Annotated in this window: 20 protein-coding genes; 19 read left to right on the forward strand and 1 reads right to left on the reverse strand. The window is 52.2% G+C overall.

What is annotated here, in order from left to right; all coding sequences use genetic code 11:
* The first annotated feature begins 69 nt into the window (after positions 1–69).
* The 10 genes from pyrR (at position 70) to pyrE (ending at position 11,847) form a co-directional block, all read left to right on the forward strand.
* The gene (pyrR, locus tag M3202_RS03450; protein WP_251221956.1) at positions 70–609 is read left to right on the forward strand and encodes a bifunctional pyr operon transcriptional regulator/uracil phosphoribosyltransferase PyrR; all 540 of its coding nucleotides are present in this window, start codon (positions 70–72) and stop codon (positions 607–609) included.
* 160 nt (positions 610–769) lie between these two features.
* A complete protein-coding gene (locus tag M3202_RS03455; RefSeq protein ID WP_251221957.1) occupies positions 770–2,077 on the forward strand; it encodes a solute carrier family 23 protein in 1,308 nt (435 codons plus the stop codon).
* A 198-nt stretch (positions 2,078–2,275) separates the two neighbouring features.
* Positions 2,276–3,190 (forward strand): aspartate carbamoyltransferase catalytic subunit, encoded by a 915-nt coding sequence (locus tag M3202_RS03460; protein WP_285890139.1) that lies wholly within the window; start codon positions 2,276–2,278, stop codon positions 3,188–3,190.
* A gap of 24 nt (positions 3,191–3,214) precedes the next feature.
* Complete coding sequence (gene pyrC, locus M3202_RS03465) at positions 3,215–4,492, forward strand: dihydroorotase (protein WP_251221958.1); 1,278 nt, start codon at positions 3,215–3,217, stop codon at positions 4,490–4,492.
* Positions 4,489–5,577 (forward strand): carbamoyl phosphate synthase small subunit, encoded by a 1,089-nt coding sequence (locus tag M3202_RS03470; RefSeq protein ID WP_251221959.1) that lies wholly within the window; start codon positions 4,489–4,491, stop codon positions 5,575–5,577. The genes pyrC and M3202_RS03470 overlap by 4 nt, the downstream gene beginning before the upstream one ends.
* A 20-nt stretch (positions 5,578–5,597) precedes the next feature.
* Positions 5,598–8,789: a carbamoyl-phosphate synthase large subunit gene (gene carB, locus M3202_RS03475; protein ID WP_251221960.1), complete on the forward strand. Its 3,192-nt coding sequence runs from the start codon at positions 5,598–5,600 to the stop codon at positions 8,787–8,789.
* A gap of 22 nt (positions 8,790–8,811) precedes the next feature.
* Positions 8,812–9,588 (forward strand): dihydroorotate dehydrogenase electron transfer subunit, encoded by a 777-nt coding sequence (locus M3202_RS03480; RefSeq protein WP_251221961.1) that lies wholly within the window; start codon positions 8,812–8,814, stop codon positions 9,586–9,588.
* On the forward strand, positions 9,585–10,517 hold the full coding sequence (locus M3202_RS03485; protein WP_251221962.1) for a dihydroorotate dehydrogenase: 933 nt from the start codon (positions 9,585–9,587) through the stop codon (positions 10,515–10,517). Before M3202_RS03480 ends, M3202_RS03485 begins: the two co-directional genes overlap by 4 nt.
* A complete protein-coding gene (gene pyrF, locus M3202_RS03490) occupies positions 10,499–11,212 on the forward strand; it encodes an orotidine-5'-phosphate decarboxylase (RefSeq protein WP_251221963.1) in 714 nt (237 codons plus the stop codon). The genes M3202_RS03485 and pyrF overlap by 19 nt, the downstream gene beginning before the upstream one ends.
* Complete coding sequence (pyrE, locus tag M3202_RS03495; RefSeq protein ID WP_251221964.1) at positions 11,209–11,847, forward strand: orotate phosphoribosyltransferase; 639 nt, start codon at positions 11,209–11,211, stop codon at positions 11,845–11,847. The genes pyrF and pyrE overlap by 4 nt, the downstream gene beginning before the upstream one ends.
* A gap of 391 nt (positions 11,848–12,238) precedes the next feature.
* Here pyrE and M3202_RS03500 read toward each other — a convergent pair whose 3' ends face one another.
* Positions 12,239–13,951, reverse strand: coding sequence for an Rqc2 family fibronectin-binding protein (locus M3202_RS03500; RefSeq protein WP_251221965.1), 1,713 nt, complete (start codon positions 13,949–13,951; stop codon positions 12,239–12,241).
* A 157-nt stretch (positions 13,952–14,108) separates the two neighbouring features.
* Between M3202_RS03500 and M3202_RS03505 the strand changes: the two genes are divergently transcribed.
* From M3202_RS03505 to rsmB, 9 genes are all read left to right on the forward strand, one after another.
* Positions 14,109–16,829 carry a calcium-translocating P-type ATPase, SERCA-type gene (locus M3202_RS03505; RefSeq protein WP_251221966.1) on the forward strand — a complete coding sequence of 907 codons (2,721 nt, stop codon included), beginning with the start codon at positions 14,109–14,111 and terminating at the stop codon, positions 16,827–16,829.
* 354 nt (positions 16,830–17,183) lie between these two features.
* Positions 17,184–18,059, forward strand: a complete 876-nt coding sequence (locus M3202_RS03510; protein WP_251222232.1) for a YicC/YloC family endoribonuclease — start codon at positions 17,184–17,186, stop codon at positions 18,057–18,059.
* 94 nt (positions 18,060–18,153) lie between these two features.
* The gene (remA, locus tag M3202_RS03515; protein WP_251192096.1) at positions 18,154–18,417 is read left to right on the forward strand and encodes an extracellular matrix/biofilm regulator RemA; all 264 of its coding nucleotides are present in this window, start codon (positions 18,154–18,156) and stop codon (positions 18,415–18,417) included.
* A gap of 81 nt (positions 18,418–18,498) precedes the next feature.
* Entirely contained in the window at positions 18,499–19,113 is a 615-nt protein-coding gene (gene gmk, locus M3202_RS03520) for a guanylate kinase (RefSeq protein ID WP_251221967.1), read from the forward strand.
* Positions 19,114–19,332 (forward strand): DNA-directed RNA polymerase subunit omega, encoded by a 219-nt coding sequence (gene rpoZ / locus M3202_RS03525; protein ID WP_251221968.1) that lies wholly within the window; start codon positions 19,114–19,116, stop codon positions 19,330–19,332.
* Between the two features lie 221 nt (positions 19,333–19,553).
* Entirely contained in the window at positions 19,554–20,768 is a 1,215-nt protein-coding gene (gene coaBC / locus M3202_RS03530) for a bifunctional phosphopantothenoylcysteine decarboxylase/phosphopantothenate--cysteine ligase CoaBC (RefSeq protein WP_251221969.1), read from the forward strand.
* Complete coding sequence (gene priA / locus M3202_RS03535) at positions 20,765–23,164, forward strand: primosomal protein N' (RefSeq protein ID WP_251221970.1); 2,400 nt, start codon at positions 20,765–20,767, stop codon at positions 23,162–23,164. The genes coaBC and priA overlap by 4 nt, the downstream gene beginning before the upstream one ends.
* 40 nt (positions 23,165–23,204) lie before the next feature.
* A complete protein-coding gene (gene fmt, locus M3202_RS03540; protein ID WP_251221971.1) occupies positions 23,205–24,143 on the forward strand; it encodes a methionyl-tRNA formyltransferase in 939 nt (312 codons plus the stop codon).
* A gap of 1 nt (position 24,144) precedes the next feature.
* On the forward strand, positions 24,145–25,491 hold the full coding sequence (gene rsmB / locus M3202_RS03545) for a 16S rRNA (cytosine(967)-C(5))-methyltransferase RsmB (RefSeq protein ID WP_251221972.1): 1,347 nt from the start codon (positions 24,145–24,147) through the stop codon (positions 25,489–25,491).
* Positions 25,492–25,580: the final 89 nt, after the last annotated feature.

The raw sequence follows: 25,580 nt of genomic DNA on the forward strand, positions 1-25,580 counted from the left end.
TCACCTCTCATGTCTTTTGGACATGAGAGGTTTTTTCGTTTCTGATACAGGTAGGCTGGAGGTGTGAACATGACACGGGTCATTTTAGATGAACAGGCGATCCGCCGCGGGATCACCCGCGTTGCACATGAAATTATTGAACGCAATAAAGGAATTGAGAATTGCGTCCTCGTTGGCATCAAAACGAGAGGAATTTATTTGGCGAAGCGTCTGGCCGAGCGAATTGAACAAATTGAAGGGGCGTCGATCCCTGTAGGGGAAATCGACATCACGCTTTATCGCGATGATTTAACGGTAAAGTCGAAAAGCGAGGAGCCGATTATCCAGGGGACGGATATTCCGGTCACTATTAGTGGAATGAAAGTGATCCTGGTCGATGATGTCCTTTATACCGGTCGTACCGTGCGCGCCGCCCTTGACGCGCTGATTGATTTAGGAAGGCCTGAACAAATTCAATTGGCTGTCCTGATTGACCGCGGTCATCGGGAATTGCCAATTCGACCCGATTATGTCGGAAAAAACGTCCCGACTTCAAAGAGTGAAGTGATTGTCGCCAAGCTGAGCGAAGTCGATGATAGTGATCAAGTGACAATTGAAGAAAAAGAATAACTACTACTCATTATAATGTTCTCTTTAACTCAGTCCTGTGAGGCTGACAAGAGTGCTTTCCCTGGTCTTACTGTGCCTTAATGAAGACCGCGAAACCCTCTCTGTCAGCCGCAGAGAGGGTTTTTTTGAGAAGAAGAGAGAAAAAGCAGGGGGAAGGAACATGAAAAATCCAGAAAAAATAGGAATCCGTGATATACCGAGATTGGATAAATGGTTTATTTTAAGCTTTCAGCACTTATGCGCGATGTTTGGCGCGACGATTCTTGTGCCGTTTCTCGTTGACTTGAGTCCGTCGGTTGCCTTGCTTTCAAGCGGACTCGGCACACTTGCTTATCTGTTCATTACGAAGGGACAAATTCCGGCTTATCTCGGATCATCCTTTGCTTTTATTGCTCCGATCCTCTCGGCCACAGCGCTCGGAGGTCCTGAAGGAGCGATGATCGGAAGCTTCTTTGCCGGTTTGGTCTACGGGATCGTCGCGCTTTTGATTAAGCAAAGCGGCGTCAAATGGATCCTGCAAATTTTACCGCCGATCGTCGTCGGACCAGTTATTATTGTGATCGGGCTCGGCCTTGCGCCGACGGCGATTGATATGGCGATGAACGTCGACGGAGCCTACAGCTCGCTCCATTTCACAGTCGCCTTGATCACGCTGGCGATTACCGTGATCGCTTCGATGTTTTTTAAAGGCTTCTTCGGACTAGTGCCGATTATGTTTGGAATTATCGGCGGTTATGTGACAGCCTACTTCGTCGGGATTGTCGACCTGACGCCGATTGGCGAGGCGAGCTGGCTGGCGGCTCCGGCCGTTATCATCCCGTTTGTGACGTATGCTCCTGAATTCAACTGGAAAATCGTGGCGATTATCGCGCCGATTGCCGTTGTAACAATCGCCGAGCATATTGGCGACCAAATGGTTCTGAGCAAGGTCGTCGGGAAAAACTTTATCGAAAAGCCGGGTCTGCACCGTTCGATTTTGGGCGATGGCGTGGCGACGATGATCGCGTCCCTAATCGGCGGTCCGCCAAATACGACCTATGGTGAAAATATCGGCGTGCTGGCGATTACCCGGGTGTTTAGTGTGTTCGTTATCGCCGGCGCCGCGGTAATGGCGATCTGCTTTGCCTTTATCGGGAAAATATCGGCGATTATTTCTACGATTCCGGCGGCGGTAATGGGCGGTGTTTCGATCCTGCTTTTCGGAGTAATCGCTTCGTCCGGCTTGCGGATGCTGATTGATAATCAGATTGATCTTGGAGCGAAGCGGAATTTGATTATTTCTTCCGTGATCCTCGTCCTTGGAGTTGGCGGAGCGTTTATCCAGGTTTCTGAGGATATGCAAATTCCGGGCATGGCGCTGGCGACACTTGTCGGGATCGTCCTGCATCTAGTGCTGCCGGATAAAGCGGCAAGCTACAGCAAAAAGCCGATGTTCCAGGAAGAAGAGGAAAATGAGGAAGTCGCCTAAAGCATATATATAAGCCCCTTTAATGTGGTTCAGAGAGACCTCAAAGGGTGCTTGAAGCGGAAGCGGCCACGGCTGCCTGCTTCGGGCTACCCTGAGAGATCGCTCTCAGGGTTTTTAACATTATGGCAAAAGGTTGTCTTCCCTCTTGCCACTGCACTCCCTCGCAAAACAATAAAAAAATCAAGGAGGCTGATGTCGATGATCACCGTGAAAATGAATGAGCCGCAGCTGCGTCAGGAATTGCTGTCACTTGATCTTCTCCCGGTTAGCGAAATTACAACATTGCTGGAGGAAGCCGAGACCTTTTCCTATGGAAAGTCATGGCGCGGAGAAACGGAGCAGTTTGTCGCAAACTTGTTTTTTGAACCGAGTACGCGGACCCGTTACAGCTTTGAGGTCGCTGAGAAGAAGCTCGGTCTGGAGGTGCTTTCCTTCGACGCCAAGCATTCAAGCGTGCAAAAAGGCGAGACATTGCTCGACACTGTCAAAACATTTGAAGCGATCGGTGTTGAGGCCGTGGTGATACGCCATCCGGAAAATGAATATTACCATGACTTGCGCGAGCACGTATCGATTCCGATCATTAATGCCGGCGACGGCAGCGGGCATCATCCAACGCAGTCATTGCTTGATTTACTGACGATTCAGCAGGAGTTTGGCCAGTTTGCCGGCCTGACAGTCGTCATTGCCGGGGATTTGCGCCATAGCCGGGTCGCGCGTTCAAATGCGCGGGCATTAAAGCGGCTTGGCGCCGACGTCCGCATCGCCGGACCTGCGGAATGGATGGCAGGCTTTACGGATGAGTATGACCATCTTCCGTTTGATGAAGCGCTCGGGCAGGCCGATGTGATGATGCTCTTGCGGATTCAGCATGAACGCCATGGCGGCGGGATGCGCTGGTCGAAGGAGGAGTATCACAGACAGTACGGGTTGACGCTTGAGCGGGAGACAAGGATGAAAAAGGAAGCGATCATTCTGCATCCCGGTCCGGTCAACCGCGATGTTGAACTGGCGAGTGAGCTTGTCGAAGCAAAGCGTTCGCGGATTTTTAAACAGATGAAAAATGGAGTCGCTGTTCGCCAGGCTGTATTGAAGCGGGCGCTGACACGTTAACCTAATTTAAGAGGAGGAAATGAAATGACAATTCAATTAAAAGGCGGTTTCGTATTACAGCAGGACGGTTCATTAAAGCAGCAGGATGTTTTTATTTCAGAAGGACGGACGTATTTTCAAAAGCCGGGTGAGCCGCAGGAAGTGATTGATGTCGAAGGTCAGCTTGTCGCACCGGGTCTGGTCGATGTGCATGTTCATTTGCGCGAGCCGGGTGGAGAGGCGAAGGAAACGATTGCCACCGGTTCAAAGGCGGCAGCGGCGGGCGGCTTTACGACGATTTGTGCGATGCCAAATACACGCCCTGTCCCGGATAATGCGGAAACGCTTAGTCACATCCGCAAGAAGATGGAAGAAACGGGCTATGTCCGCGTCCTTCCGTATGCGTCGATCACGATCAGACAGCTTGGTCAGGAGCTGACTGATTTTGCCGCTTTGAAGGAAGCCGGGGCGTTCGCCTTCACCGATGACGGTGTAGGCATTCAATCGGCCGATCAAATGCTGCAGGCGATGACACGCGCGGCCGAGCTTGACATGGCAATCGTCGCCCATTGTGAAGAGGATACGCTGATCCACGGCGGTTATGTTCATGATGGCAACTATGCCGCCAAGCATAACTTGAAAGGAATCCCGTCGATTTGTGAATCTGTACATATTGCCCGTGATGTCCTGCTCGCTGAAGCGACGGGCGCCCATTATCACGTCTGCCATATTAGCACGAAGGAAAGCGTCCGCGTTGTGCGCGATGCGAAGCGCGCCGGCATTCGCGTCACGGCGGAAGTATCACCGCATCACCTCCTGCTGTGCGAGGATGATATTCCAGGCCTGGATCCGAATTTTAAAATGAATCCGCCACTCCGTTCGAAAGAGGACCAGGAAGCGCTGTGGGAAGGGTTGTTTGACGGAACGATTGATTTCATTGCGACCGACCATGCGCCTCATCGCGAGGAAGAAAAAGCAGCCGGAATGGAACGGGCACCGCTTGGCATTGTCGGCTCGGAAACCGCCTTTCCGCTCTTGTATACCCACATGGTGAAAAGCGGAAAAGCGACGCTGAAGCAGCTGGTTGACTGGCTGACGGTGAAACCGGCCGAAGCATTTTCCTTGCCTGCCGCGGTTTTGACAGAGGGCGGCGTTGCCGACGTAACGGTGATTGATCTAACGACTGAAAAAGCGATTGATAAGGAAGCGTTTTTCTCAAAAGGAAAAAACACGCCGTTTGATGGCTGGGTGTGCCAAGGCTGGCCGCTTTATACATTTGTTGACGGGAAGCTTGTCTTTCATAAGGAAGAGGTGAAAGCATGAAAAAGCAGCTGATTTTAGAGGATGGTCACGTGTTTGTCGGCGAAGGCTTTGGTGCTGACAAAGAGATGAGCGGTGAGGTTGTGTTTAATACCGGAATGACGGGCTATCAGGAAATTTTGTCCGATCTCTCCTATTGCGGCCAAATTGTGACGATGACCTATCCGCTCATTGGAAACTACGGTATAAATCGCGATGACTTTGAATCGATCACCCCGGCGATTCATGGCTTGATCGTAAAGGAATATGAAGCGGAGCCTTCCCATTGGAAGGAGGAGGAATCGCTTGGCACGCTTCTTGAAGCAAAGGGCATTCCAGGTCTTGCCGGGATCGATACGAGAAAGCTGACTAGGCTGATCCGCGAGCATGGAACGATGAAAGGACGGATTTGTTCATTGGAGGTCGATCCGCAGGTGGTTGCCGCCGAGCTGAGACAGACGGTGATGCCGACGAATCAGGTCGAGCTCGTCTCGACAAAGGATGCCTATCACGCGCCCGGGCGCGGAAATCGCGTCGTGCTCGTTGATTTCGGAATGAAGCACGGTATTTTACAGGAGCTGATCGCCAGACAGTGCGATGTCGTCGTTGTCCCATACAATACGAGCGCAGAGGAAATCATCCGGCTTGGTGCAGACGGTGTGATGCTAAGCAATGGCCCGGGGAACCCGGTTCATGTTCCTGGCGCGATTGCGATGATACAGGGGCTACTTGGCCGCGTGCCGATTTTCGGAATCTGTCTCGGTCATCAGCTGCTCGCTTTGGCGTGCGGCGCGACAACGAGCAAGCTGCGCTTCGGCCATCGCGGCTCGAATCATCCGGTGCGTGAGCTGGCGACAGGGAAAATTGACATTACAGCGCAAAACCACGGCTATACCGTAGATCCGGATTCCTTAGTCGATACACGTCTGGAGCTGACGCATGTCGCTGTCAATGACGGAACGGTAGAAGGAGTCAAGCATCTTAACGCACCGGCGTTCAGCGTCCAATATCATCCGGAGGCCTCGCCGGGTCCGCAGGATGCAAACCCGTTGTTTGATCAGTTTGTGACAATGATGGAAGCGGAAAAGAAAGCACGAGTACTTGCGTAATAGAGAAGGGAGAGGGAGCAATGGGGAAGCGTGAAGATATTCAGAAAATATTAGTGATCGGTTCGGGGCCGATTGTCATCGGGCAGGCGGCGGAATTTGATTATGCCGGGACACAGGCTTGTCAGGCACTTAAAGAAGAGGGCTATGAGGTTATTTTGATCAATTCAAATCCGGCGACAATCATGACGGATACGACGATGGCCGACCGTGTTTATATTGAGCCGATTACGCTTGAATTCGTCAGCCGGATCATCCGCAAAGAACGTCCCGATGGGATTGTCGCGACGCTTGGCGGACAGACAGGCCTGAATATGGCGATGGAGCTGGAACAAGCGGGAATTCTCGCCGATTACGGAATTGAACTGCTCGGAACGAATCTTGAGGCGATCCAAAAGGCCGAGGACCGCGACCTCTTCCGCACCTTGATGAATGAGCTGGAGCAGCCGGTGCCGGAAAGCGAAATCGTCCACACTCTTACGGAAGCGGAAGCATTTGTCGCGCAGATCGGTTTCCCTGTCATTATCCGGCCGGCTTATACGCTCGGCGGCACGGGCGGCGGGATCGCTCATACGGAAGAAGAGCTGAAAGAAATCGTCACAAGCGGATTGAAGTACAGCCCTGTTACGCAATGTCTGATTGAAAAAAGCATCGCCGGCTTCAAGGAAGTGGAATATGAAGTGATGCGTGACGCGAAGGACCAGGCGATCGTCGTCTGTAATATGGAAAATATCGATCCTGTCGGCGTCCATACAGGTGACTCGATCGTCGTTGCTCCGAGTCAGACGTTAACCGACCGCGATTATCAGCGGCTCCGCAACGCGTCATTGACGATTATTCGCGCGCTCGGTATCGAAGGCGGCTGTAATGTACAATTTGCCCATGATCCGTTCAGCGATCAGTACTATATTATCGAGGTTAATCCGCGCGTCAGCCGTTCCTCGGCGCTCGCTTCAAAGGCGACCGGTTACCCGATTGCCAAGATGGCGGCGAAAATTGCCGTCGGCTACAGTCTCGATGAACTGCTGAACCCGATTACCGGGAAAACCTATGCCAGCTTTGAGCCGGCGCTCGACTATGTGGTGACGAAAATTCCACGCTGGCCGTTTGATAAATTTGATGCTGCCAACCGTTCGCTCGGCACCCAAATGAAAGCAACCGGTGAAGTGATGGCGATCGGCCGTAATTTGGAAGAGTCGTTGTTAAAAGCTGTTCGCTCTCTGGAGGCCGGCTATGACCATCTCTATGATAAAAAGCTTGCCGAAGCTCCGACGGAGACGCTTTTGCAGCGGATTGAGAAAGCCGATGATGAACGGCTGTTTACGCTTGCTGAGCTGCTGCGCCGCGGAGAAACCGTACAAGAGCTGATCGAACGGACGAAAATTGACCGCTTTTTCATTCAGAAGCTGGCGCGGATGATGAAGCTTGAGCAGGAATTGGCCGGAAAAAAAGGTGATCTCGACGTATTGCAGAGAGCGAAGGAACGTGGCTTCTCCGATTTGGCAATTGCCCGTCTCTGGCAGATGGAGGAGCGCGCGGTTTACGAGCTTCGCGCGGCGAACGGCCTTCGTCCTGTTTATAAAATGGTGGACACATGCGCGGCGGAATTTGAATCGGAAACCCCTTATTTTTACGGAACGTACGAAGAAGAAAATGAATCGGTGCGGACGGACAAGAAAAGCATCCTCGTCCTCGGCTCCGGCCCGATCCGGATCGGACAGGGCATTGAATTCGATTATGCGACCGTCCATACAGTTTGGGCGATCAAGGAAGCCGGCTATGAAGCGATTATTATGAACAACAATCCGGAAACCGTCTCAACGGACTTCAGCACGTCAGATAAGCTGTATTTTGAGCCGTTAACGGTTGAAGATGTGATGCATGTGTTTGAGCTCGAACAGCCGGAAGGGGTGATCGTCCAGTTTGGCGGGCAGACGGCGATTAATCTCGCCGCCGATCTTGAGGCGCGCGGCGTGCCGATTATCGGGACGTCGCTGGAAAGCATGGACCGCGCCGAGGATCGTGACAAGTTTGAGCAGACGCTGCTGGCGCTCGATATTCCGCAGCCGCTAGGTAAAACAGCGACGTCGGTCGAAGGAGCGGTGGCGATTGCGACGGAAATCGGCTATCCGGTGCTCGTGCGGCCATCCTATGTGCTTGGCGGCCGGGCGATGGAAATTGTCTATAAGGAAGAAGAGCTGCTCAACTATATGACGAATGCCGTCAATGTCAATCCGAAGCATCCTGTATTGATTGACCGCTACTTGACCGGGAAAGAGCTCGAGGTCGACGCGATTTCTGATGGCGAGAACGTCTTTATTCCGGGAATGATGGAGCATATTGAACGTGCCGGGGTGCATTCAGGCGACTCGATCGCTGTCTATCCACCGCAAACCGTTCCTGATGAGTTAAAGCAGAAGGTGATCGAGCGGACGATTGCGATTGCGAGAGGCTTGCGTATCGTCGGCCTGTTGAACATTCAGTTTGTCTGGCACCGCGACGAAGTGTATGTGCTCGAAGTCAATCCGCGTTCAAGCCGGACCGTGCCGTTTTTAAGCAAAATTACCGGCGTGCCGATGGCGAACCTCGCAACGAAGGTGATGCTCGGCAAAACCTTGCCGGAGCTTGGCTACGAAACAGGCTATCAGGAAGAAGCGAGTGAGGTGTCGGTGAAGGTGCCGGTGTTCTCCTTTGCTAAACTCCGTCGCGTTGATATTACGCTCGGACCGGAAATGAAATCGACCGGTGAAGTCATGGGTCGTGACCAGACGCTTGAAAAGGCGCTCTACAAAGGCCTGATCGCTTCGGGAATGACGATTCCGACCCACGGTTCAGTCTTGTTTACGATTGCCGACAAAGACAAAGAAGAGGCGCTCAGCCTCGTGGAGCGCTTCCATCAGATCGGCTTTGATATTCTGGCTACGGCCGGAACGGCAGGCTATATTAAAGCGAAAAACATTCCGGTGACGGTCGTCAACAAAATTGGTGAAGCGAAGCCGCATTTGCTCGACGTGATTCAGCAGGGGGAAGCGCAGTTTGTCATCAATACGCTGACGCGCGGAAAACAGCCGGCGCGGGATGGCTTCCGCATCCGCCGGGAAGCGGTAGAAAACGGCATCGTCTGCTTAACGTCAATCGATACGGCAGAGGCACTGCTCCGTGTGCTTGAGTCGATTACGTTTTCGTCAGAATGCATGCCGCAAATGCAGATGTGAGAAGAATAGAGGAGGGACAACGATGAAAAAAGGCTTACTAACGATCATCAATCAAAGAGAGCTGACTAGAAATGTCGTCGAAGTAACATGTGAGGGTGAGCTTGCCGGCTTAATGAAAGAACCGGGACAATTTCTTCATCTTCGCGTCAGTGAAACAGACGATTTGCTGTTGCGCAGACCGGTCAGTATTTGCGATGTCGATCTTGAACGGAAGCAGGTCAAAATGCTCTACCGGATCGAAGGGAAAGGAACAGCGCGCCTCGCGGCCAAGCCAGTGGGGACGGCGCTCGACGTGCTTGGCCCGCTTGGTCACGGGTTCCCGCTTGAGGCGACAGAGCGCGGGGAAACGGCCTTGTTGATTGGTGGAGGGGTAGGCGTCCCTCCTCTCTATTATTTGTCAAAGCAGCTGCTGGCACGAGGCGTCAATGTCATTCATATTCTCGGCTTTCAATCGGCCGAAGATGTCTTTTATGAGCAGGAATTTAAAGAACTGGGACCGACCTATGTCGCGACCGTTGACGGAACGAGAGGAACGAAAGGATTTGTCACAGATGTGATCTCGCGCGAATCGCTGGAATGTGATACACTTTATGCTTGTGGACCGACCCCAATGCTTGAGGCTCTTTCGGCTTTATATGCCGATCAACGGGCGTTTTTATCGCTTGAGGAACGGATGGGCTGTGGGATTGGCGCCTGCTTCGCCTGCGTCTGTCATGTCGCTGGAGATGAAGCGGGGACAAGCTACCGGAAAGTGTGTACAGATGGACCTGTCTTTGCTGTAGGGGAGGTAGTGCTATGAACCGTTTAGCTGTCAATTTACCTGGTTTAACGATGCGAAATCCGATCATGCCTGCTTCAGGCTGCTTCGGCTTCGGGAAAGAATACGCCGACTATTTTGATTTGGCTCAATTAGGGGCGATTGCGATCAAAGCGACGACATTTGAGCCGCGTTTCGGTAATCCGACGCCGCGTGTCGCTGAGACCGCCAGTGGTATTCTGAATGCGATCGGCCTGCAAAATCCCGGCCTCGAATCCGTGCTCGCCAATGAGCTGCCGTGGCTCGAGCGCTATGATGTGCCGATTGTTGCCAACGTTGCCGGAACGAATATTGATGACTATGTGGAGACAGTGGCCCGCCTTTCTGAAGCCGCCAATGTCGCCGCGATCGAGCTGAATATTTCCTGTCCGAACGTTAAGCAGGGCGGGATTGCCTTTGGAACGATTCCCGAAGTGGCCGCAGAGTTGACTCGTGAAGTAAAAAATGTATCAGCTGTGCCTGTCTATGTCAAGCTCTCCCCGAATGTCGCTGATATTGTCAGCATCGCCAAGGCGGTGGAGGCTGCCGGAGCGGATGGGCTTTCCATGATTAATACATTGTTGGGGATGCGGATTGATCTGAAATCACGCCGGCCGATTTTAGCGAATGGCTACGGCGGCTTGTCAGGACCGGCCGTCAAGCCTGTTGCGATCCGGATGATTCACCAGGTGAGTCAGGCCGTCGATCTTCCGATTATCGGAATGGGCGGGATTCAAACGGCTGATGACGTCATTGAATTCATGCTGGCCGGAGCGAGCGCAGTCGCTGTTGGAACGGCGAATTTCACCGACCCGTTAGTTTGTCCGACGATTATTGAACAACTCCCCCTTCGCTTAGATGAGCTTGGAGTCGAACACGTCACAGATCTTATTGGAGGGAGCTGGAAGGAAACATGCAACGTCCCCTTATGATCGCGTTGGATATTGATAGTAAGGAAAAACGTCGGCAGCTTTTAGCCGAGTTTGATGATGAACGGCTTTTTTTGAAAGTCGGAATGGAGTTATTTTACCGTGAAGGACGCGCGGTTGTGGAAGAGCTGAAGCAGGCAGGGCATCAGATCTTTCTCGACCTGAAGCTGCACGATATTCCAAATACGGTCTCACGGGCGATGAGAAGCCTTGCCGAGCTTGACGTCGATGTCGTCAATGTCCATGCGGCCGGCGGAAAGAAAATGATGACAGCGGCGCGTGAAGGACTGGAGCAAGGGACGCCAGCCGGCAAGCAACGTCCGCTTTTGATCGCGGTCACTCAATTGACAAGCACAAATGCGGAGATGCTTGCGAAAGAGCTGCTGATTGGCGAGCCTTTGCAGGATGTTGTCCGCGCTTATGCGAAATCAGCCGCAGAAAGCGGAATCGAAGGTGTCGTCTGCTCGGCGCAGGAGGTGCCGCTGATTCATGAAGCCTGTGGCCCGGATTTTTACACGGTTTGCCCCGGCATTCGCAGACAAGAGGATGCGGCCGGTGATCAAATCAGGATCGTCACCCCGGGTGAAGCGTACCGGCTTGGAAGCTCGGCAATCGTCGTCGGAAGAAGCATCACAACGGCTGAGCGCCCGTATGAGGTCTACCAAGAGATGAAAAACGAATGGGAGGGAAAAGCATGAGAGAACGTATTGCCCGTTATTTATTAGACATTGAAGCGGTTCATCTCCGCCCAAATCAACCATTTACATGGACATCGGGTATCCGGTCGCCGATTTACTGTGACAACCGCCTGACACTCTCGTACCCGGAAGTTCGCCGGACGATCATTCAAGGATTCGTCGACTATGTGAAAACAGAAAAGATTGACGTCGATGTCATTGCCGGCACGGCAACAGCCGGGATTCCGCACGCTGCCTTGTTAAGTGAGGCACTGGAACTGCCGATGATCTATGTCCGTGGAAGCGCGAAGGGACACGGCAAGCAGAATCAAATTGAAGGAAAAGTCGAGCCGGGACAGAAAGTGATCCTTGTGGAAGATTTGATTTCAACCGGAGGAAGCGTCATTCAGGCCGCTGAGGCACTCCGGGAGAATGACGTCGAAGTCGTAGGGGTTGTCGCTATTTTTACATATGAATTCAAAAAAGCGGAAGAGGCGCTCAAGGAAGCCAAGCTGCCGACGTACATTCTCACCTCTTATTCCGAGCTGCTGAAAGTCGCGATGGAAAACGGCACGCTGACCGAAGAAGAAATGGAACGCCTCGCCGAATGGCGCAAAGACCCAGCCTCCACAGACTGGATTAAAGTAAAGAAATAAAAAAGAGGTGACGTTCCTCTTTTTTATTTCTGAAGCCGCGAGCATAGGCAGCACCATGTTTTAAAGCGAGCAGGAAAACGGGTTTCTTTCCTGCTCGCACGTGCAAGCCGAAGCCGCGGTCTCCTTGGGACAGACTACTAAGTTGGATCAAAAAAAGAGGTGACGTTCCTCTTTTTTATTTCTGAAGCCGCGAGCATAGGCTGCACCATGTTTTAAAGCGAGCAGGAAAATGGGTTTCTTTCCTGCTCGCACGTGCAAGCCGAAGCCGCAGTCTCCTTGGGATAGACTACTAAGTTGGATCAAAAAAAGATAAGAGTCTTACTACATTTTTAGATGTAGCAAGGCTCTTTTGATTTGTTTATGCGATCTGAAAAATAATAGGGCGTCTTTTTTATTTCCGCAATGACCGGACGAGGTCTTCGTCGGGGGTGACGAACAGCGTTGTTTGCTGTTCATAAATGACAAAGCCGGGCTTGGCTCCGTTCGGCTTTTTGACATGGCGGATGCGCGTGTAGTCGACCGGCACAGAGCTTGACTGGCGCGCTTTGCTGAAGTAGGCGGCCACGGTGGCCGCTTCCTGCAATGTCGTCTCGTCAGGGTCGGTGCTGCGGATCAGCACATGAGAGCCGGGGATGTCCTTCGTATGAAGCCAAATTTCATCCTGGCGGCCGAGCGTGTTTGTTACATAATCATTTTGCTTGTTGTTTTTGCCGACAAAAAAGTCAATTCCGGTTGAAGAACAGTACTGCTCTACCTGCGGCTTCGTCTCTTTCTTTTTCTTCTTCGGCGCGTGACGGCGGCGAAGATAGCCCTCCTCCATTAGCTCTTCACGGATTTCCTCTATATCCCGAGGGGCGGCTGATTCGGTTTGCTGAATGAGCTGATCAAAATAAACGATTTCCTCTTCGGCTTTTTTGATTTGCTCTTCGACGACCTTCAGCGAATTTTTCGCCTTGTTATAACGCTTGAAATAGCTTTGCGCGTTTTGCGAGGCGGTTTTTTGCGGGTCGAGCGGAATGATGATCTTGCCCGCATTTTCGTCGTAATAGTCAATCACCTCGATCTCCTTCGCATGGCGTGGAACGAGGTGGAGATTGGCGGTCAACAGTTCGCCGAGCTTTTGATAGAGCGCGGCCTGCTCGGCCTGTTTCAGCGTTTTTTCGAGTTTCTTGATTTTCTTCTCGTTTTTTTGCTTTTCGTTGCGGAGAAAGCGTTCGAGATCATGAGCCTGCTGCTTGACGCGATCGCGCTCAGCCTTGCCGAAATAAAAGCGGTCGAGCAGCTCACTGACCGTGGCAAAATGTCTTCTCTCTCCGTCGACATGCTGCAAAGAAAAAGGGGAAAATAGCTCCTTGCCTTGCTTTGTGACGAGCATTTCCGGCTGATAGCGGTGCTCGCGTGCCATGGAAATGACGTCAAGCACGGCTGGCGGCAACGTCGCTTTATTAACGACAGAGCCGGCGCGGTACAGCATTTCAGCAGCGAGCTGCGGGGAAAGACCGGCAATTTGTTCGACGAGCTGGCGGTCGATTTTCCCGGCGTTGAAATCAATCCGCCGCAACAGCTGCTCCTCATCGAGCGCAAATGGATCAGCTTTCTCCTGGTTTGGCGGCAGCTTATACGCATGGCCCGGAAGCACGGTCCGGTAGCTGCTTTGGGACAGGCTGATATGCTTGATGCTGTCCAAAATAAGGCCTGACTCGGCATCGACGAGCGTGATGTTGCTGTGGCGTCCCATAATTTCCACATAGAGCTTTTTGAACGATTCGTCGCCAAGCTCGTCCTTGCTGCGCAACGTGAAAATGATGATCCGTTCCATCTCAAGCTGCTCGATGCTTTCAATCAGACTTCCTTCCAGATGCTTGCGCAGCAGCATGCAAAACATCGGCGGAACAGCCGGATTGTCATACTTCTCGGTCGTTACATGAATGCGCGCGAAATTGGCGTTGGCCGAAAGCAGGAGCTGGTGGTTTTTTCCGCGGGCGCGAATTGTAAAAAGCAGTTCCGTTTTAAACGGCTGATATATTTTAGAAATTCTTCCTGACGTCAACAAATGGGAGAGCTCGTTTGTGATCGCCCTTGTCATAAATCCATCAAATGACATGGCTTTTTCATCCTTCCTTATGTAAGCGGCGTATAAATTGCGATAATGAATTGCTTATCCGAGTATAGCATGTTTTTCAATTTGACTGAATAAGATGGCTTGTATAAGAAACAGAAAAACATGAGCCGTTCTATCATGGGGAAACAGAGGTGTCGCAATGAAGTGGTATCAAATGCCGGAAAATGACGTACTGCACGCATTACAAGTGGATAAGCATGACGGGCTGTCAGAGCAGGAGGTGAAGAAGCGGCTTCGCACATATGGCGGAAACAAGCTGGAGGAAAAGGAGCGTCCTTCGGCGTTATTCGTTTTTTTCGGCCAGTTTAAAGACTTTATGGTTCTTGTTCTGCTGGCGGCGACCTTGATTTCAGGCTTGCTGGGCGAGTATATCGACGCCCTGACGATTATGGTAATCGTTCTTTTAAATGGGATTTTGGGCTTCGTTCAGGAGCGCAAGGCGGAAAAGTCGCTCGATGCGTTGAAGGAGCTGTCGGCGCCGCAAATGACCGTGCTCAGGGAAGGGCGCTGGGTCAAGGTGCTTTCGACTCAGGTTGTGCCGGGAGATCTCGTCAAGCTGACGAGCGGGGACCGGATTGGGGCCGATCTTCGGCTGCTTGAGACAAGCGGTTTGCGGATTGAAGAATCCTCTTTGACAGGCGAATCTGTTCCTGTGTATAAAATGGAGCAAGTGCTTGTGCCGAGCAATGTCGAAATTGCCGATCAAAGTAATATGGCTTTTATGGGGACGCTTGTGACTCAGGGGAGTGGCGTCGGCGTCATTGTTGCGACTGGAATGAAAACGGAAATGGGAAAAATCGCCCATTTGCTGCAGGAAACGACAACGCTTGTCACGCCTTTGCAGCGGCGGCTTGAACAATTGGGCAAAATTTTAATCGCCGTCGCGCTCGTGCTGACCGCCTTAGTCGTCCTGATCGGGGTAGTCCAGGGGCATGCGCTTTATACGATGATTTTAGCGGGGGTATCGCTTGCTGTTGCGGCCATTCCGGAAGGCTTGCCGGCGATCGTCACCGTCGCTTTGGCGCTTGGTGTACAGCGGATGATCAAACGCAAGGCGATTGTCCGAAAGCTCCCGGCTGTTGAAACGCTCGGCTGCGCGTCGGTGATCTGTTCAGATAAGACAGGCACGTTAACGCAAAATAAAATGACCGTCACCCATCTGTGGGTCGGTGGTGCCGCATGGGAGGTGACGGGCGGCGGCTATGAGCCGGAAGGGACGTTTTTCAAGCATGGCAAGCAGGCTGATCCTCAGCAAAGCCGCAGGCTCCAGCAGCTGCTGAGCTACGGCTGGCTGTGCAACAACGCCACTCTTGAGCTCAGGACAGAAAAACAAGGATTGCTGCGCAGACAGAAGCAGGAATACGTGCTTGACGGTGATCCGACGGAAGGGGCGCTCGTCGTCGCGGCGATGAAGGCCGGCTACGATCAAGAAGAGCTTTCACAGCATTTTTCACGGGAAAAGGAATTTCCGTTTGATTCGACGAGAAAAATGATGTCGGTTATTGTGAAAGGACGGAACGGCCGGCGTTATGTCATAACAAAGGGAGCTCCCGACGTCATCCTGACCCAATGTAGGAGCCTCGTCTACGGGACAGCTGAGGAGCCGCTAACGCCAGCCAGAAAAAATGAAGTCGGCCAGGTTGTGAATCAGATGGCGGCTCAGGCGCTGCGGACGATCGCGATCGCCTATCGTCCGCTCGACCGGGAAGAGGATTGCCGTCAAGCATTTGAGGCGGAGCGCGGCTTAATCTTCATCGGCTTGCAGGGAATGATTGATCCGCCGCGGCCGGAGGTGAAGGAAGCGATTATGGAATGCCGCCAAGCCGGGATCAAAACGGTGATGATCACCGGCGACCATAAAGGGACAGCGGCGGCGATCGCCGGCCAGCTCGGGATTTTAACTGCGGGCGGCAAGGTGCTTGATGGCGCGACGTTATCCAAGTGGAGCGTTGCTGAGCTGGAGCAGGTTGTTGACGATGTTGCCGTTTATGCGCGCGTGTCGCCCGAGCATAAATTAAAAATCGTCAAGGCGCTCCAAGCGAGAGGTCATATTGTCGCCATGACGGGTGATGGCGTCAATGATGCCCCGGCGATCAAGGCGGCAAACATCGGGATTGCGATGGGAATCACCGGCACGGACGTCGCGAAGGAAGCGTCCTCGCTCATTTTGAGTGATGATAATTTCGCGACGATTAAAGCGGCGATTAAGGAAGGACGGAACATTTACGAAAACATCCGCAAATTTATCCGTTATATGATGGCGTCCAATGTCGGTGAAATTCTGGTGATGCTTTTTGCGATGATGCTCGGGATGCCGCTTCCTTTAGTGGCGATTCAGATTCTCTGGATCAATCTCGTCACTGACGGGCTGCCGGCGATGGCGCTCGGCATGGATCAGGCCGAAGGGGATGTGATGAAGCGTCCGCCTAGAAGTCCGACGGAGGGGGTGTTTGCCCGCGGCCTGACGTGGAAAATTTTAAGCCGGGGCTTTATGATTGGCGTCGTGACACTCGTCGCCTTCTCGCTGACGCTTGAGGCTCATCCGGATGAGCTGATTCGCGCGCAAACCGTCGCTTTCGTCACGCTCGTGATGGCGCAATTGATTCATGTATTTGATTGCCGCAGCGAATATTCAATCTATCATCGCAATCTTTTTGAAAATCGCTACTTGGTCGGGGCGGTCCTGATCTCGACATTGCTGATGCTCGCTGTCATTTATTATCCGCCATTGCAGGTGATCTTCCATACGGTCGCTTTGACAGAACGCGAATGGCTGCTCGTTTTGGCGATGGCCTCGATTCCAACCGTCGTCCTTGGCGGCCTTCAATTCATGAAAAGAAGCAAAGCGGCCAGCAAATGAGTGGTGTTGAGAACCGGGACAGAAGTCGGGGAGGAAGGGAAAAAACACGGCAGTCTCTCCGTTTCGTTCCTGCCTCGAGTTTGAGGCAAAACTAGTTAGCGCGGAAGTAGCAAGAAGGACAACATTTGCGGGCAGGCTGTTGTGAGAAACCCGCTTGAACGATCGTGGCGGTTCCGCACCCTGCTTCGAGGATGAGAAAAAAGGGAAAACCAACCTTTTTTTCATCCTCTTTTTGCTTTTCGAGCAGAAGGATTTATCCGGCTGGCGCAATATGATAAACTCCTTGTAGGATGAGCCCGCTCTTTACCACTTGTTCAAAAAAAATACAGCTGTGGATGTGATAATGTGAAAAGTATGACAGGCTATGGCACTGCCTCGGTCAAAACGAGCTTCGGTACGGTGACGGTGGAGCTGAAAGCGGTGAATCAACGTTTTCAGGAATGTCATATTCGTCTTCCCCACCACTTGCTGAAATGTGAAGAAGCGATTCGGAAGCAAGTGAAAAAGCAGATCTTACGAGGAAAAGTCGATCTTTTTGTGACGATTGAGCAGGATGCAACGAGCCTGAAGAAGCTGACGGTTGACACCGCGTTGCTCGACCAGTATATCGAAGCGGCGAATTTGATTGCCGGCCGGCTTTCTCATGGCGAATCGCAGCGGCTCGATGCGCAATCCCTGCTCTTACATACGGAAATCGCTACCGTCACTCTTGATACGGGGGAACGGGCCGAGGAAATGGAGAATGCGATTTTAGAAGCTGTCGCGCTCGCCCTGGCGTCTTTAAATGAAATGCGGCTGCAGGAAGGAGAGCATCTCTTCCATGATATTGCCGAATCGTTGCGGCAGCTTGCCTTGCTTTGTGACCAGGTTGAACGCCAGGCGGCAAGCATGCTCGGAGACTATCAGGAAAAAATCAAAGCGCGTTTGCAGGAGTATTTGAAGGAGGTCGAGCTTGATCACGATCGCCTGCTGACGGAGGTCGCCCTGCTGGCTGATAAAGCCGATATCCGCGAGGAAATTGTCAGGCTGCGCTCGCATCTAACCCAGTTCGACCATTATTGTCAGCTTGATGAGGCGATCGGCAGACGTCTCGACTTTCTCGTACAGGAAATGAACCGCGAAGTGAATACGATTGGCTCGAAGGCTCTTGACACGCAAATCAGGCAGCATGTCGTGGAAATGAAAGGCTTTATTGAGAAAATCAAAGAGCAGGTGCAAAATATTGAATAGACGCTAGAATTCGAACGAATTTTCGTATATAGTAAGATTAGTTTGGATAATACTGTTGAGAGTGTTGCTGCTCTCTGAAGTGGAGGGTATACCCATGAATATTAAATTAATTAACATCGGTTTTGGAAATATCGTCTCAGCAAACCGGATTATTTCGATAGTCAGCCCAGAGTCAGCACCGATTAAACGAATTATTCAAGATGCTAGAGACCGCAATATGCTGATTGATGCGACTTACGGCAGACGGACAAGAGCAGTGATCATCGCCGACAGCGACCATGTTATTTTAAGCGCGGTTCAGCCGGAAACAGTTGCTCAGCGCCTGACGACGAAGGAAGACGGAGCGGAAGAGGCCTAAGGCGCATTGATTCGCTAATCAGCGTTTCTTTTGCTAGAATACATATTAGATAGAGCGTGAAGGATGGTGTAGGAGGTTCCTATGAAGAAGGAGAAAGGTCTATTACTAGTATTATCGGGACCGGCAGGAGTTGGCAAAGGAACTGTCTGTGGGGCATTGCGTAAAGAGAAAACAGCGATTCAGTACTCGGTATCGGCGACGACGAGAGCTCCCCGGGCCGGCGAGGTCGACGGAATCAATTATTTTTTCAAGACAAGGGAGCAGTTTGAAAAAATGATTGAGCAGGATGAATTGCTTGAATGGGCGGAATATGTCGGCAATTATTATGGAACGCCGATCGACTATGTCAGGGAGACGATTAACAAAGGGCATGATATTATCCTCGAGATCGAAGTGCAAGGTGCCTTGAAGGTAAAGGAGCGTTTCCCGGAAGGCGTCTTTATTTTCTTAATGCCGCCGAGCCTGGCGGAGCTCCGCAATCGAATTGTTGGACGCGGAACGGAGACGGAGGATATTATTAATAAAAGAATGACCGTGGCGCGCGAAGAAATCGAGATGATGGAGAAATATGATTACGTCGTCGAGAACGACGAAGTCAATCTGGCGGTTGACCGCATAAAAGCGATTGTCACGGCCGAACATTGCAAGCGGGAACGCTTAATTGAAAAATATAAACAACTAGTGGAGGTTGACTAAATGCTATACCCTTCAATTGATTCATTGCTATCAAAGCTAGACTCAAAATATACGTTAGTGACGGTGTCGTCAAGACGAGCGCGTGAAATTCGCGAAAACGCCGCGCGCGGCCCGATGGTTGAACGTCCGGTCTCTCATAAGCCGGTCGGCGTAGCGCTCGAGGAAATTGTCGGCGATCACTTAAAGTATGAAAGAATTTCAGCAAACGAGAACGAATAGCAGTCTGGCACCCGATTTTTTAAGGGGCAGGGAAGCCGAATGCTATCCTGTTTGCCGCTTGGATATCCATCTGAGCGGCATCGCCGAAAAGCCTTGATGATGCTTGATTCGCAGGCTTTATGCGCTGATTTGAGGTTGTCTCAAAGGGTATCATGTGACCTGTTGAGACAGCCTCTTCTTTTTCTTACCTGGAGGAAGCTAAGGAAAGTAGGGGAAATGCTATGCTTAAAGGAAAGAAGGTATTACTTGCGGTAAGTGGTGGAATTGCCGCCTTTAAGGCAGCTGCGCTGACGAGCAAGCTCGTTCAGGCGGGGGCCGAGGTGAAGGTCATGATGACAAAATCCGCTCAGGAATTCGTCACGCCGTTAACGTTTCAGGCTTTGTCGCGTCAGCCGGTCTATCTCGATACGTTTCAGGAGCCTGATCCGACAAAAATCGCTCATATTGAGATCGCCGACTGGGCCGATGTTGTCGTGATCGCGCCGGCAACGGCCAATATGATCGCCAAGCTGGCACAGGGGCTCGCCGATGATCTTGTGACGACAACCTTGCTGGCGACGAAAGCACCCGTTTATCTCGCGCCGGCGATGAATGTCAATATGTACGAGCATCCGGCTGTCAGCCGCAATTTGGAGACGCTGCAAAAGGACGGGTATCGTCTTATCGAAGGAGAAGCCGGTTATTTGGCCTGTGGCTGGACGGGCCGCGGCAGAATGGCGGAACCGGACGTTTTTCTCGCTGTACTCGACAAGCATTTTGCGATGCTCGAACAGCCGCGACTGAAAGGGAAGAAAGTGGTTGTCACGGCCGGCCCGACACAGGAAAAAATCGATCCGGTCCGCTATTTTACGAACCACTCCTCAGGAAAAATGGGCTATGCGATTGCTGAACAAGCGCAGCGGGAAGGCGCTGACGTCATCTTAATATCCGGTCCGACGGCGCTTCCTTGTCCAAAGGGGGTCAAACGGGTGGCGGTTGAAACGGCGCAGGAGATGTACGAGGCCGTCACCGGTCAGTTTGCCGATGCCGATATCGTTATTAAAGCCGCGGCTGTAGCTGATTACCGGCCGAAGGAAGTGTTTACGGAGAAGCGCAAAAAGCAGCCCGGCGAATGGGCAATTGAAATGGAACGGACGATCGACATCCTGAAAACATTGGGAGAGCAAAAGCAGTCTCAGCTGCTCGTCGGCTTTGCGGCTGAATCGGAAAAGGTCGAAGAGTATGCGGCAAAGAAGCTTGAGGCGAAAAACCTTGATCTGATTGTCGCCAACGATATTTCTGCCAGCGGAGCGGGCTTTAAAGGAGATACGAATATCATTACAATTCTTACCCGTGATGGCAAAACGAAGCAATATCCGCTGCTGTCGAAGCAGGAAGCAGCCCGGCGGATTTTCGATGAACTGCTTGACTACATGAAAAGGCAGCAGCAGTCATGATCGCCCAAATTATTGTTGACGTCCCCAGCTCACAAACGGACCGCGTATTTGATTATTTGATTCCGGCAGAATGGGAAGGCGTGATCGAGCCGGGAATGAGAGTCGTCGTTCCGTTCGGTCCCCGCAAAATTCAAGGCTTTGTGATCGGGCTTTCAGACACGACAAACGTCGAAAAACCGAAGCCGATTTTTGATCTGCTTGATGCGACCCCGGTTTTAACAACGGAGCTGCTCGCGCTCGGCAGCTGGCTGTCAGAGCAAACGCTTTGCTTTAAGGTGTCGGCCTACCAGCTGATGATTCCGGCGGCGCTGCGGACGAAGGTCAAAAAGGAGCTGAAGCTCGCTGACGAACTGCATCAGCTGGCACCGGCGCTGCAGCCGCTGTTTCAGGAACGGGATGTCATGGCCTGGACGGAGGTGATCGGGCAAAATAAAGCGCTGGCGAAGGAGCTGAAGCGGGCGATTAAAGCGGGCCACATCGAGGTTCATTATCAAGTTGAGGAAAAAGGACGGAAAAAAACCGAACGCTATCTTCAGCTTGCCGCCAATTACGAGAAGCTTGAGCCATTGCCAAAGCGGGCGCTCAAGCAAGCCGAGCTGCTTGCATTTATGGAGCGGCAAACCGGGCCGCTTTCCATGGCAAGAGTGATGGCAGAAGGACAAACGACGAGACAGACGGTGAAAGCGTTGCTCGATAAAGGCTATTTGCAGGAAAGCGAGCAGGAGGTGTATCGCGATCCACTCGCTCATGTCGAGTACGAGCGGACGGAACCATTGCCGCTGACGGAAAAGCAGGCTGCTGTCATCCGGCCGATCCTTTCGTCGCTTGATGAAGAGCGGCATGAAACGTTTCTGCTACACGGGGTAACCGGAAGCGGCAAAACAGAAATATATTTGCAGGCGATCGACCATGCGCTGAAGCAAGGGAAGGAAGCGATCGTGCTCGTCCCGGAAATTTCGCTCACGCCGCAAATGGTGCAACGGTTCAAAGGGCGCTTCGGTTCGAAAGTCGCCCTGCTGCATTCCGCTCTTTCCGTCGGTGAAAAATACGATGAATGGCGCAAAATCCAGCGCCGGGAGGTTCAGGTCGTCGTCGGTGCTCGTTCGGCGATGTTTGCTCCATTTACGAATGTCGGCATCATCATTATTGATGAAGAGCATGAAACGAGCTACAAGCAGGAAGAAAATCCGCGCTACCATGCCCGCGATGTCGCGATTTTTCGCGGTCACTATTACAACTGCCCGGTCATTTTAGGGAGCGCGACACCGTCGCTTGAATCATACGCGCGGGCGCAAAAGCAAGTGTATCATCTCCTGCCTCTGACCGAACGGGTTCACAGTCGGGCGATGCCTGTGGTCGAAATCGTCGATATGCGCGAAGAGCTGCGCCGTGGCAACCGCTCGATGTTTTCCGTCCGGCTGCTGGAAGCGTTAAAGGACCGACTGGCGAAAAATGAGCAGTGCGTGCTTCTCTTGAACCGCCGCGGCTATTCGACATTTGTGATGTGCCGTGACTGCGGCTATGTCGCGACATGTGAGCATTGTGACATTTCGCTAACGTATCATCGCAGCCAGCACGCATTAAAATGCCATTACTGCGGGCATGAGGAGCGAATGCCGCAAACATGCGCCTCCTGCGGCAGTGAGCATATTCGCTTTTTCGGTTCCGGCACGCAAAAGGTTGAGGAAGAGCTGGCGAAAGTTTTGCCGGAAGCCCGCGTCATTCGGATGGACATTGATACGACGAGAAGAAAAGGGTCGCATGAGCGGCTGCTGTCCGCTTTTGGCCGGGGGGAGGCCGATATTTTGCTCGGCACGCAAATGGTCGCGAAAGGATTGGATTTTCCGCGGATTACGCTCGTGGGCGTATTAGCGGCTGATGCGATGCTCCATATTCCCGACTTTCGTTCGGCGGAACGAACGTTTCAATTGCTTGAGCAGGTTAGCGGCCGCGCGGGACGTCATGAACTTGAAGGGGAAGTCGTCATTCAATCCTATACTCCGGAGCACTACAGCATTGAGCATGTGAAAGCTCATGATTATGAGCATTTCTTTCAGGTGGAAATGGGTCACCGCCGGCAGGGGCTCTATCCGCCTTATGTCTTTATCGTGCTGATAAATGTTTCTCATCCGGAAATCACGAAGGTGATCGATGTCACGGAAAAAATCGTCGCCTTTTTGAAGCGGGAGCTGGCAGACGAAACGATCGTGCTCGGCCCTGTCGCTTCTCCGCTGGCGCGGATAAAAGATAGATATCGCTATCAATGCATGATAAAATACAGGAATGAACCAGAGTTACGGCAAACGCTGCGGGAAATCCAGCAGCATTTCATGCGCGACATCAATCAGGGGCACTTGCAAGTGTCGATTGACATGCATCCTTATTTGTTCGCGTAAGGAAAGGAACAGTGTTTGAAGAGAAAGGCAGGAAACAACTATGAAGATCATGTTTATGGGAACGCCGGATTTTTCTGTACCGATTTTACGGCAACTGCTTGAGCACGGCTACGAGGTGATTGCCGCTGTAACCCAGCCGGATCGACCCGTTGGCCGCAAACGTGTGTTGACGTCGCCGCCGGTTAAGCGCGAGGCTGAAAAGCACGGCATCCCGGTCTTGCAGCCAACAAAGGTATCAGAGCCCGGTCAGCTGGCGGAAGTGCTGGCTTACGAGCCGGATTTGATTGTGACGGCGGCCTTTGGCCAGCTGCTGCCGAAAGCGCTGCTGGACGCTCCGCGGTTCGGCTGCATTAATGTCCACGCCTCGCTTTTACCGAAATACCGCGGCGGGGCCCCGATTCACCAGTCGATTATCGATGGCGAGCAGGAAACGGGCGTGACGATTATGTACATGGTTGAAAAGCTCGATGCCGGTGCGATTCTCAGTCAGGTGAAAGTACCGATTGAAGAGAGGGATGATGTCGGCAGCATGCACGACAAGCTGAGCGAAGCCGGTGCGAAGCTGCTGCTTGAAACGTTGCCGCGTCTTGTCAAGGGCGAGCTTACTCCGCAGGAGCAGGATGAAAGCAAAGTCACATTTGCCCGCAACATTACGCGGGAAATGGAACAGCTTGATTGGAACAAAACGGGCGAAGCGCTTTACAACCACGTCCGTGGGCTCCATCCTTGGCCGGTCGCCTTTACGCTGCTTGAAGGAAAGCCGCTGAAAATATGGAAGGCCGACAAGGTGAGCGGACAAGCAGCGGAGCCGGGAACGATTATCGCGCTTGAACAGGATGGAATCGTCGTTTCGACCGGAAATGAAGTAGCGCTGAAAATAACCGAGCTGCAGCCCGCAGGAAAGAAAAAAATGCCGGCCGAATCTTTTATTAGAGGTGCGGGGGCTCATTTAACAATCGGAATGAAGCTAGGAGAATGAGATGAACAAAACGATTCGCGAGGTGGCCTTAGAGGTGCTGCTTCAAATTGAAAAAAATCAGGCTTACAGCAATTTGCTGCTAAACCAGACGGTCAAGCGGACAAAGCTTGAGCGGCGAGATGTCGGGCTGTTGACTGAAATTGTGTACGGCACGATTCAACGAAGGGATACGCTCGATTATTATTTGCAGCCATTTGTCAAAAAAGGGGTCAGCTCGCTTGATGACTGGGTCAAGGTGCTGCTCAGGCTTTCGATTTATCAGATCGTCTATCTCGATCGGATTCCGGAGCGCGCCGTCGTTCATGAAGCGGTTACGATCGCCAAAAAAAGAGGGCATAGTGGAATCAGCGGAATGGTCAATGGCGTGCTGCGCTCCTTTTTGCGTCAGGGTGTGCCGGAGCTGTCTGCTGTTAAAGAGCCGCTTGAACGGCTTGCACTGGAAACGAGCTTTCCGTTATGGCTCGTTCAGCGCTGGGAAAGCCAGTATGGCTATGAGGAAACGAGAAAGATGTGTGAAACAAGCCTGCGACCACCTGCTGTCACAGTCAGGGTCAACCGGGTACGAACGACGGTTGCTGAAGCGATCAGCCGGCTTGAGGCGGAAGGACTTGAGGTCCGAGCAGGCGATCTCGCTCCTGACGCGTTAGTGATCGAAAAGGGAAATGTATTCACCAGCTCTCTATATGAAGAGGGGAAGATTACAATTCAGGATGAAAGCTCGATGCTTGTCGCCGGAGCTGTCGGCGCCATGCCGGGGATGAACGTTCTCGATGCCTGTGCGGCTCCGGGAGGAAAGTCGACGCATCTTGCCGAACAAATGAACAATGAAGGAACCGTCTTTGCCTACGATTTGCACGAGCATAAAGTGAAGCTGATCCGCGAGCAGGCCATGCGCCTTGGATTGACCTCGATTCAAGCGGAGTCCTGTGATGCACGAGTACTGCCGCAGCGAACCGGGCCGGAGCAGTTTGATTGTGTGCTCGTTGACGCTCCATGTACGGGACTGGGTGTTATTCGGCGCAAGCCGGATATTAAATGGACGAAAAAAGAAGAAGATATTGGGAAGATCAAAGCCGTACAGGCCGACATTTTAGCTGCTGTTGCCCCGTTGGTCAAAAGCGGAGGGACGCTAGTCTATAGCACGTGCACGATTGAAAAAGAGGAAAATGAAGAGCAGATCCAGCACTTTTTAGCGGCTCATCCTGACTTTCAGCTTGATTCTTCCTTATCTGAACGATTGCCGCAGCGCGTAGTAGACGGTGGGCGATACCGTGACGGTTATGTGACGATTCTTCCTTCAGATTTTCAAACCGACGGCTTCTTTATTGCACGCTTACGCAAGCAATAATGCCCGTCGCAAACGGAAGCACGATTTCGTCATTTTGCCGGAAAGCAGGCTGTATGATAGAACAAAGGTAAAAAGAAGAAACGGGGTGA

Origin of the sequence: Halalkalibacter oceani (genome assembly GCF_023715605.1) — a bacterium.
GTDB lineage: Bacteria > Bacillota > Bacilli > Bacillales > Bacillaceae_D > Halalkalibacter > Halalkalibacter oceani.

Bases quoted from the DNA above. Each gene is read 5' to 3' on its own strand.
- pyrR (WP_251221956.1), top strand. From the start codon at position 70: ATGACACGGGTCATTTTAGATGAACAGGCGATCCGCCGCGGGATCACC.
- M3202_RS03455 (WP_251221957.1), top strand. From the start codon at position 770: ATGAAAAATCCAGAAAAAATAGGAATCCGTGATATACCGAGATTGGAT.
- M3202_RS03460 (WP_285890139.1), top strand. From the start codon at position 2,276: ATGATCACCGTGAAAATGAATGAGCCGCAGCTGCGTCAGGAATTGCTG.
- pyrC (WP_251221958.1), top strand. From the start codon at position 3,215: ATGACAATTCAATTAAAAGGCGGTTTCGTATTACAGCAGGACGGTTCA.
- M3202_RS03470 (WP_251221959.1), top strand. From the start codon at position 4,489: ATGAAAAAGCAGCTGATTTTAGAGGATGGTCACGTGTTTGTCGGCGAA.
- carB (WP_251221960.1), top strand. From the start codon at position 5,598: ATGGGGAAGCGTGAAGATATTCAGAAAATATTAGTGATCGGTTCGGGG.
- M3202_RS03480 (WP_251221961.1), top strand. From the start codon at position 8,812: ATGAAAAAAGGCTTACTAACGATCATCAATCAAAGAGAGCTGACTAGA.
- M3202_RS03485 (WP_251221962.1), top strand. From the start codon at position 9,585: ATGAACCGTTTAGCTGTCAATTTACCTGGTTTAACGATGCGAAATCCG.
- pyrF (WP_251221963.1), top strand. From the start codon at position 10,499: ATGCAACGTCCCCTTATGATCGCGTTGGATATTGATAGTAAGGAAAAA.
- pyrE (WP_251221964.1), top strand. From the start codon at position 11,209: ATGAGAGAACGTATTGCCCGTTATTTATTAGACATTGAAGCGGTTCAT.
- M3202_RS03500 (WP_251221965.1), bottom strand. From the start codon at position 13,951: ATGTCATTTGATGGATTTATGACAAGGGCGATCACAAACGAGCTCTCC.
- M3202_RS03505 (WP_251221966.1), top strand. From the start codon at position 14,109: ATGAAGTGGTATCAAATGCCGGAAAATGACGTACTGCACGCATTACAA.
- M3202_RS03510 (WP_251222232.1), top strand. From the start codon at position 17,184: ATGACAGGCTATGGCACTGCCTCGGTCAAAACGAGCTTCGGTACGGTG.
- remA (WP_251192096.1), top strand. From the start codon at position 18,154: ATGAATATTAAATTAATTAACATCGGTTTTGGAAATATCGTCTCAGCA.
- gmk (WP_251221967.1), top strand. From the start codon at position 18,499: ATGAAGAAGGAGAAAGGTCTATTACTAGTATTATCGGGACCGGCAGGA.
- rpoZ (WP_251221968.1), top strand. From the start codon at position 19,114: ATGCTATACCCTTCAATTGATTCATTGCTATCAAAGCTAGACTCAAAA.
- coaBC (WP_251221969.1), top strand. From the start codon at position 19,554: ATGCTTAAAGGAAAGAAGGTATTACTTGCGGTAAGTGGTGGAATTGCC.
- priA (WP_251221970.1), top strand. From the start codon at position 20,765: ATGATCGCCCAAATTATTGTTGACGTCCCCAGCTCACAAACGGACCGC.
- fmt (WP_251221971.1), top strand. From the start codon at position 23,205: ATGAAGATCATGTTTATGGGAACGCCGGATTTTTCTGTACCGATTTTA.
- rsmB (WP_251221972.1), top strand. From the start codon at position 24,145: ATGAACAAAACGATTCGCGAGGTGGCCTTAGAGGTGCTGCTTCAAATT.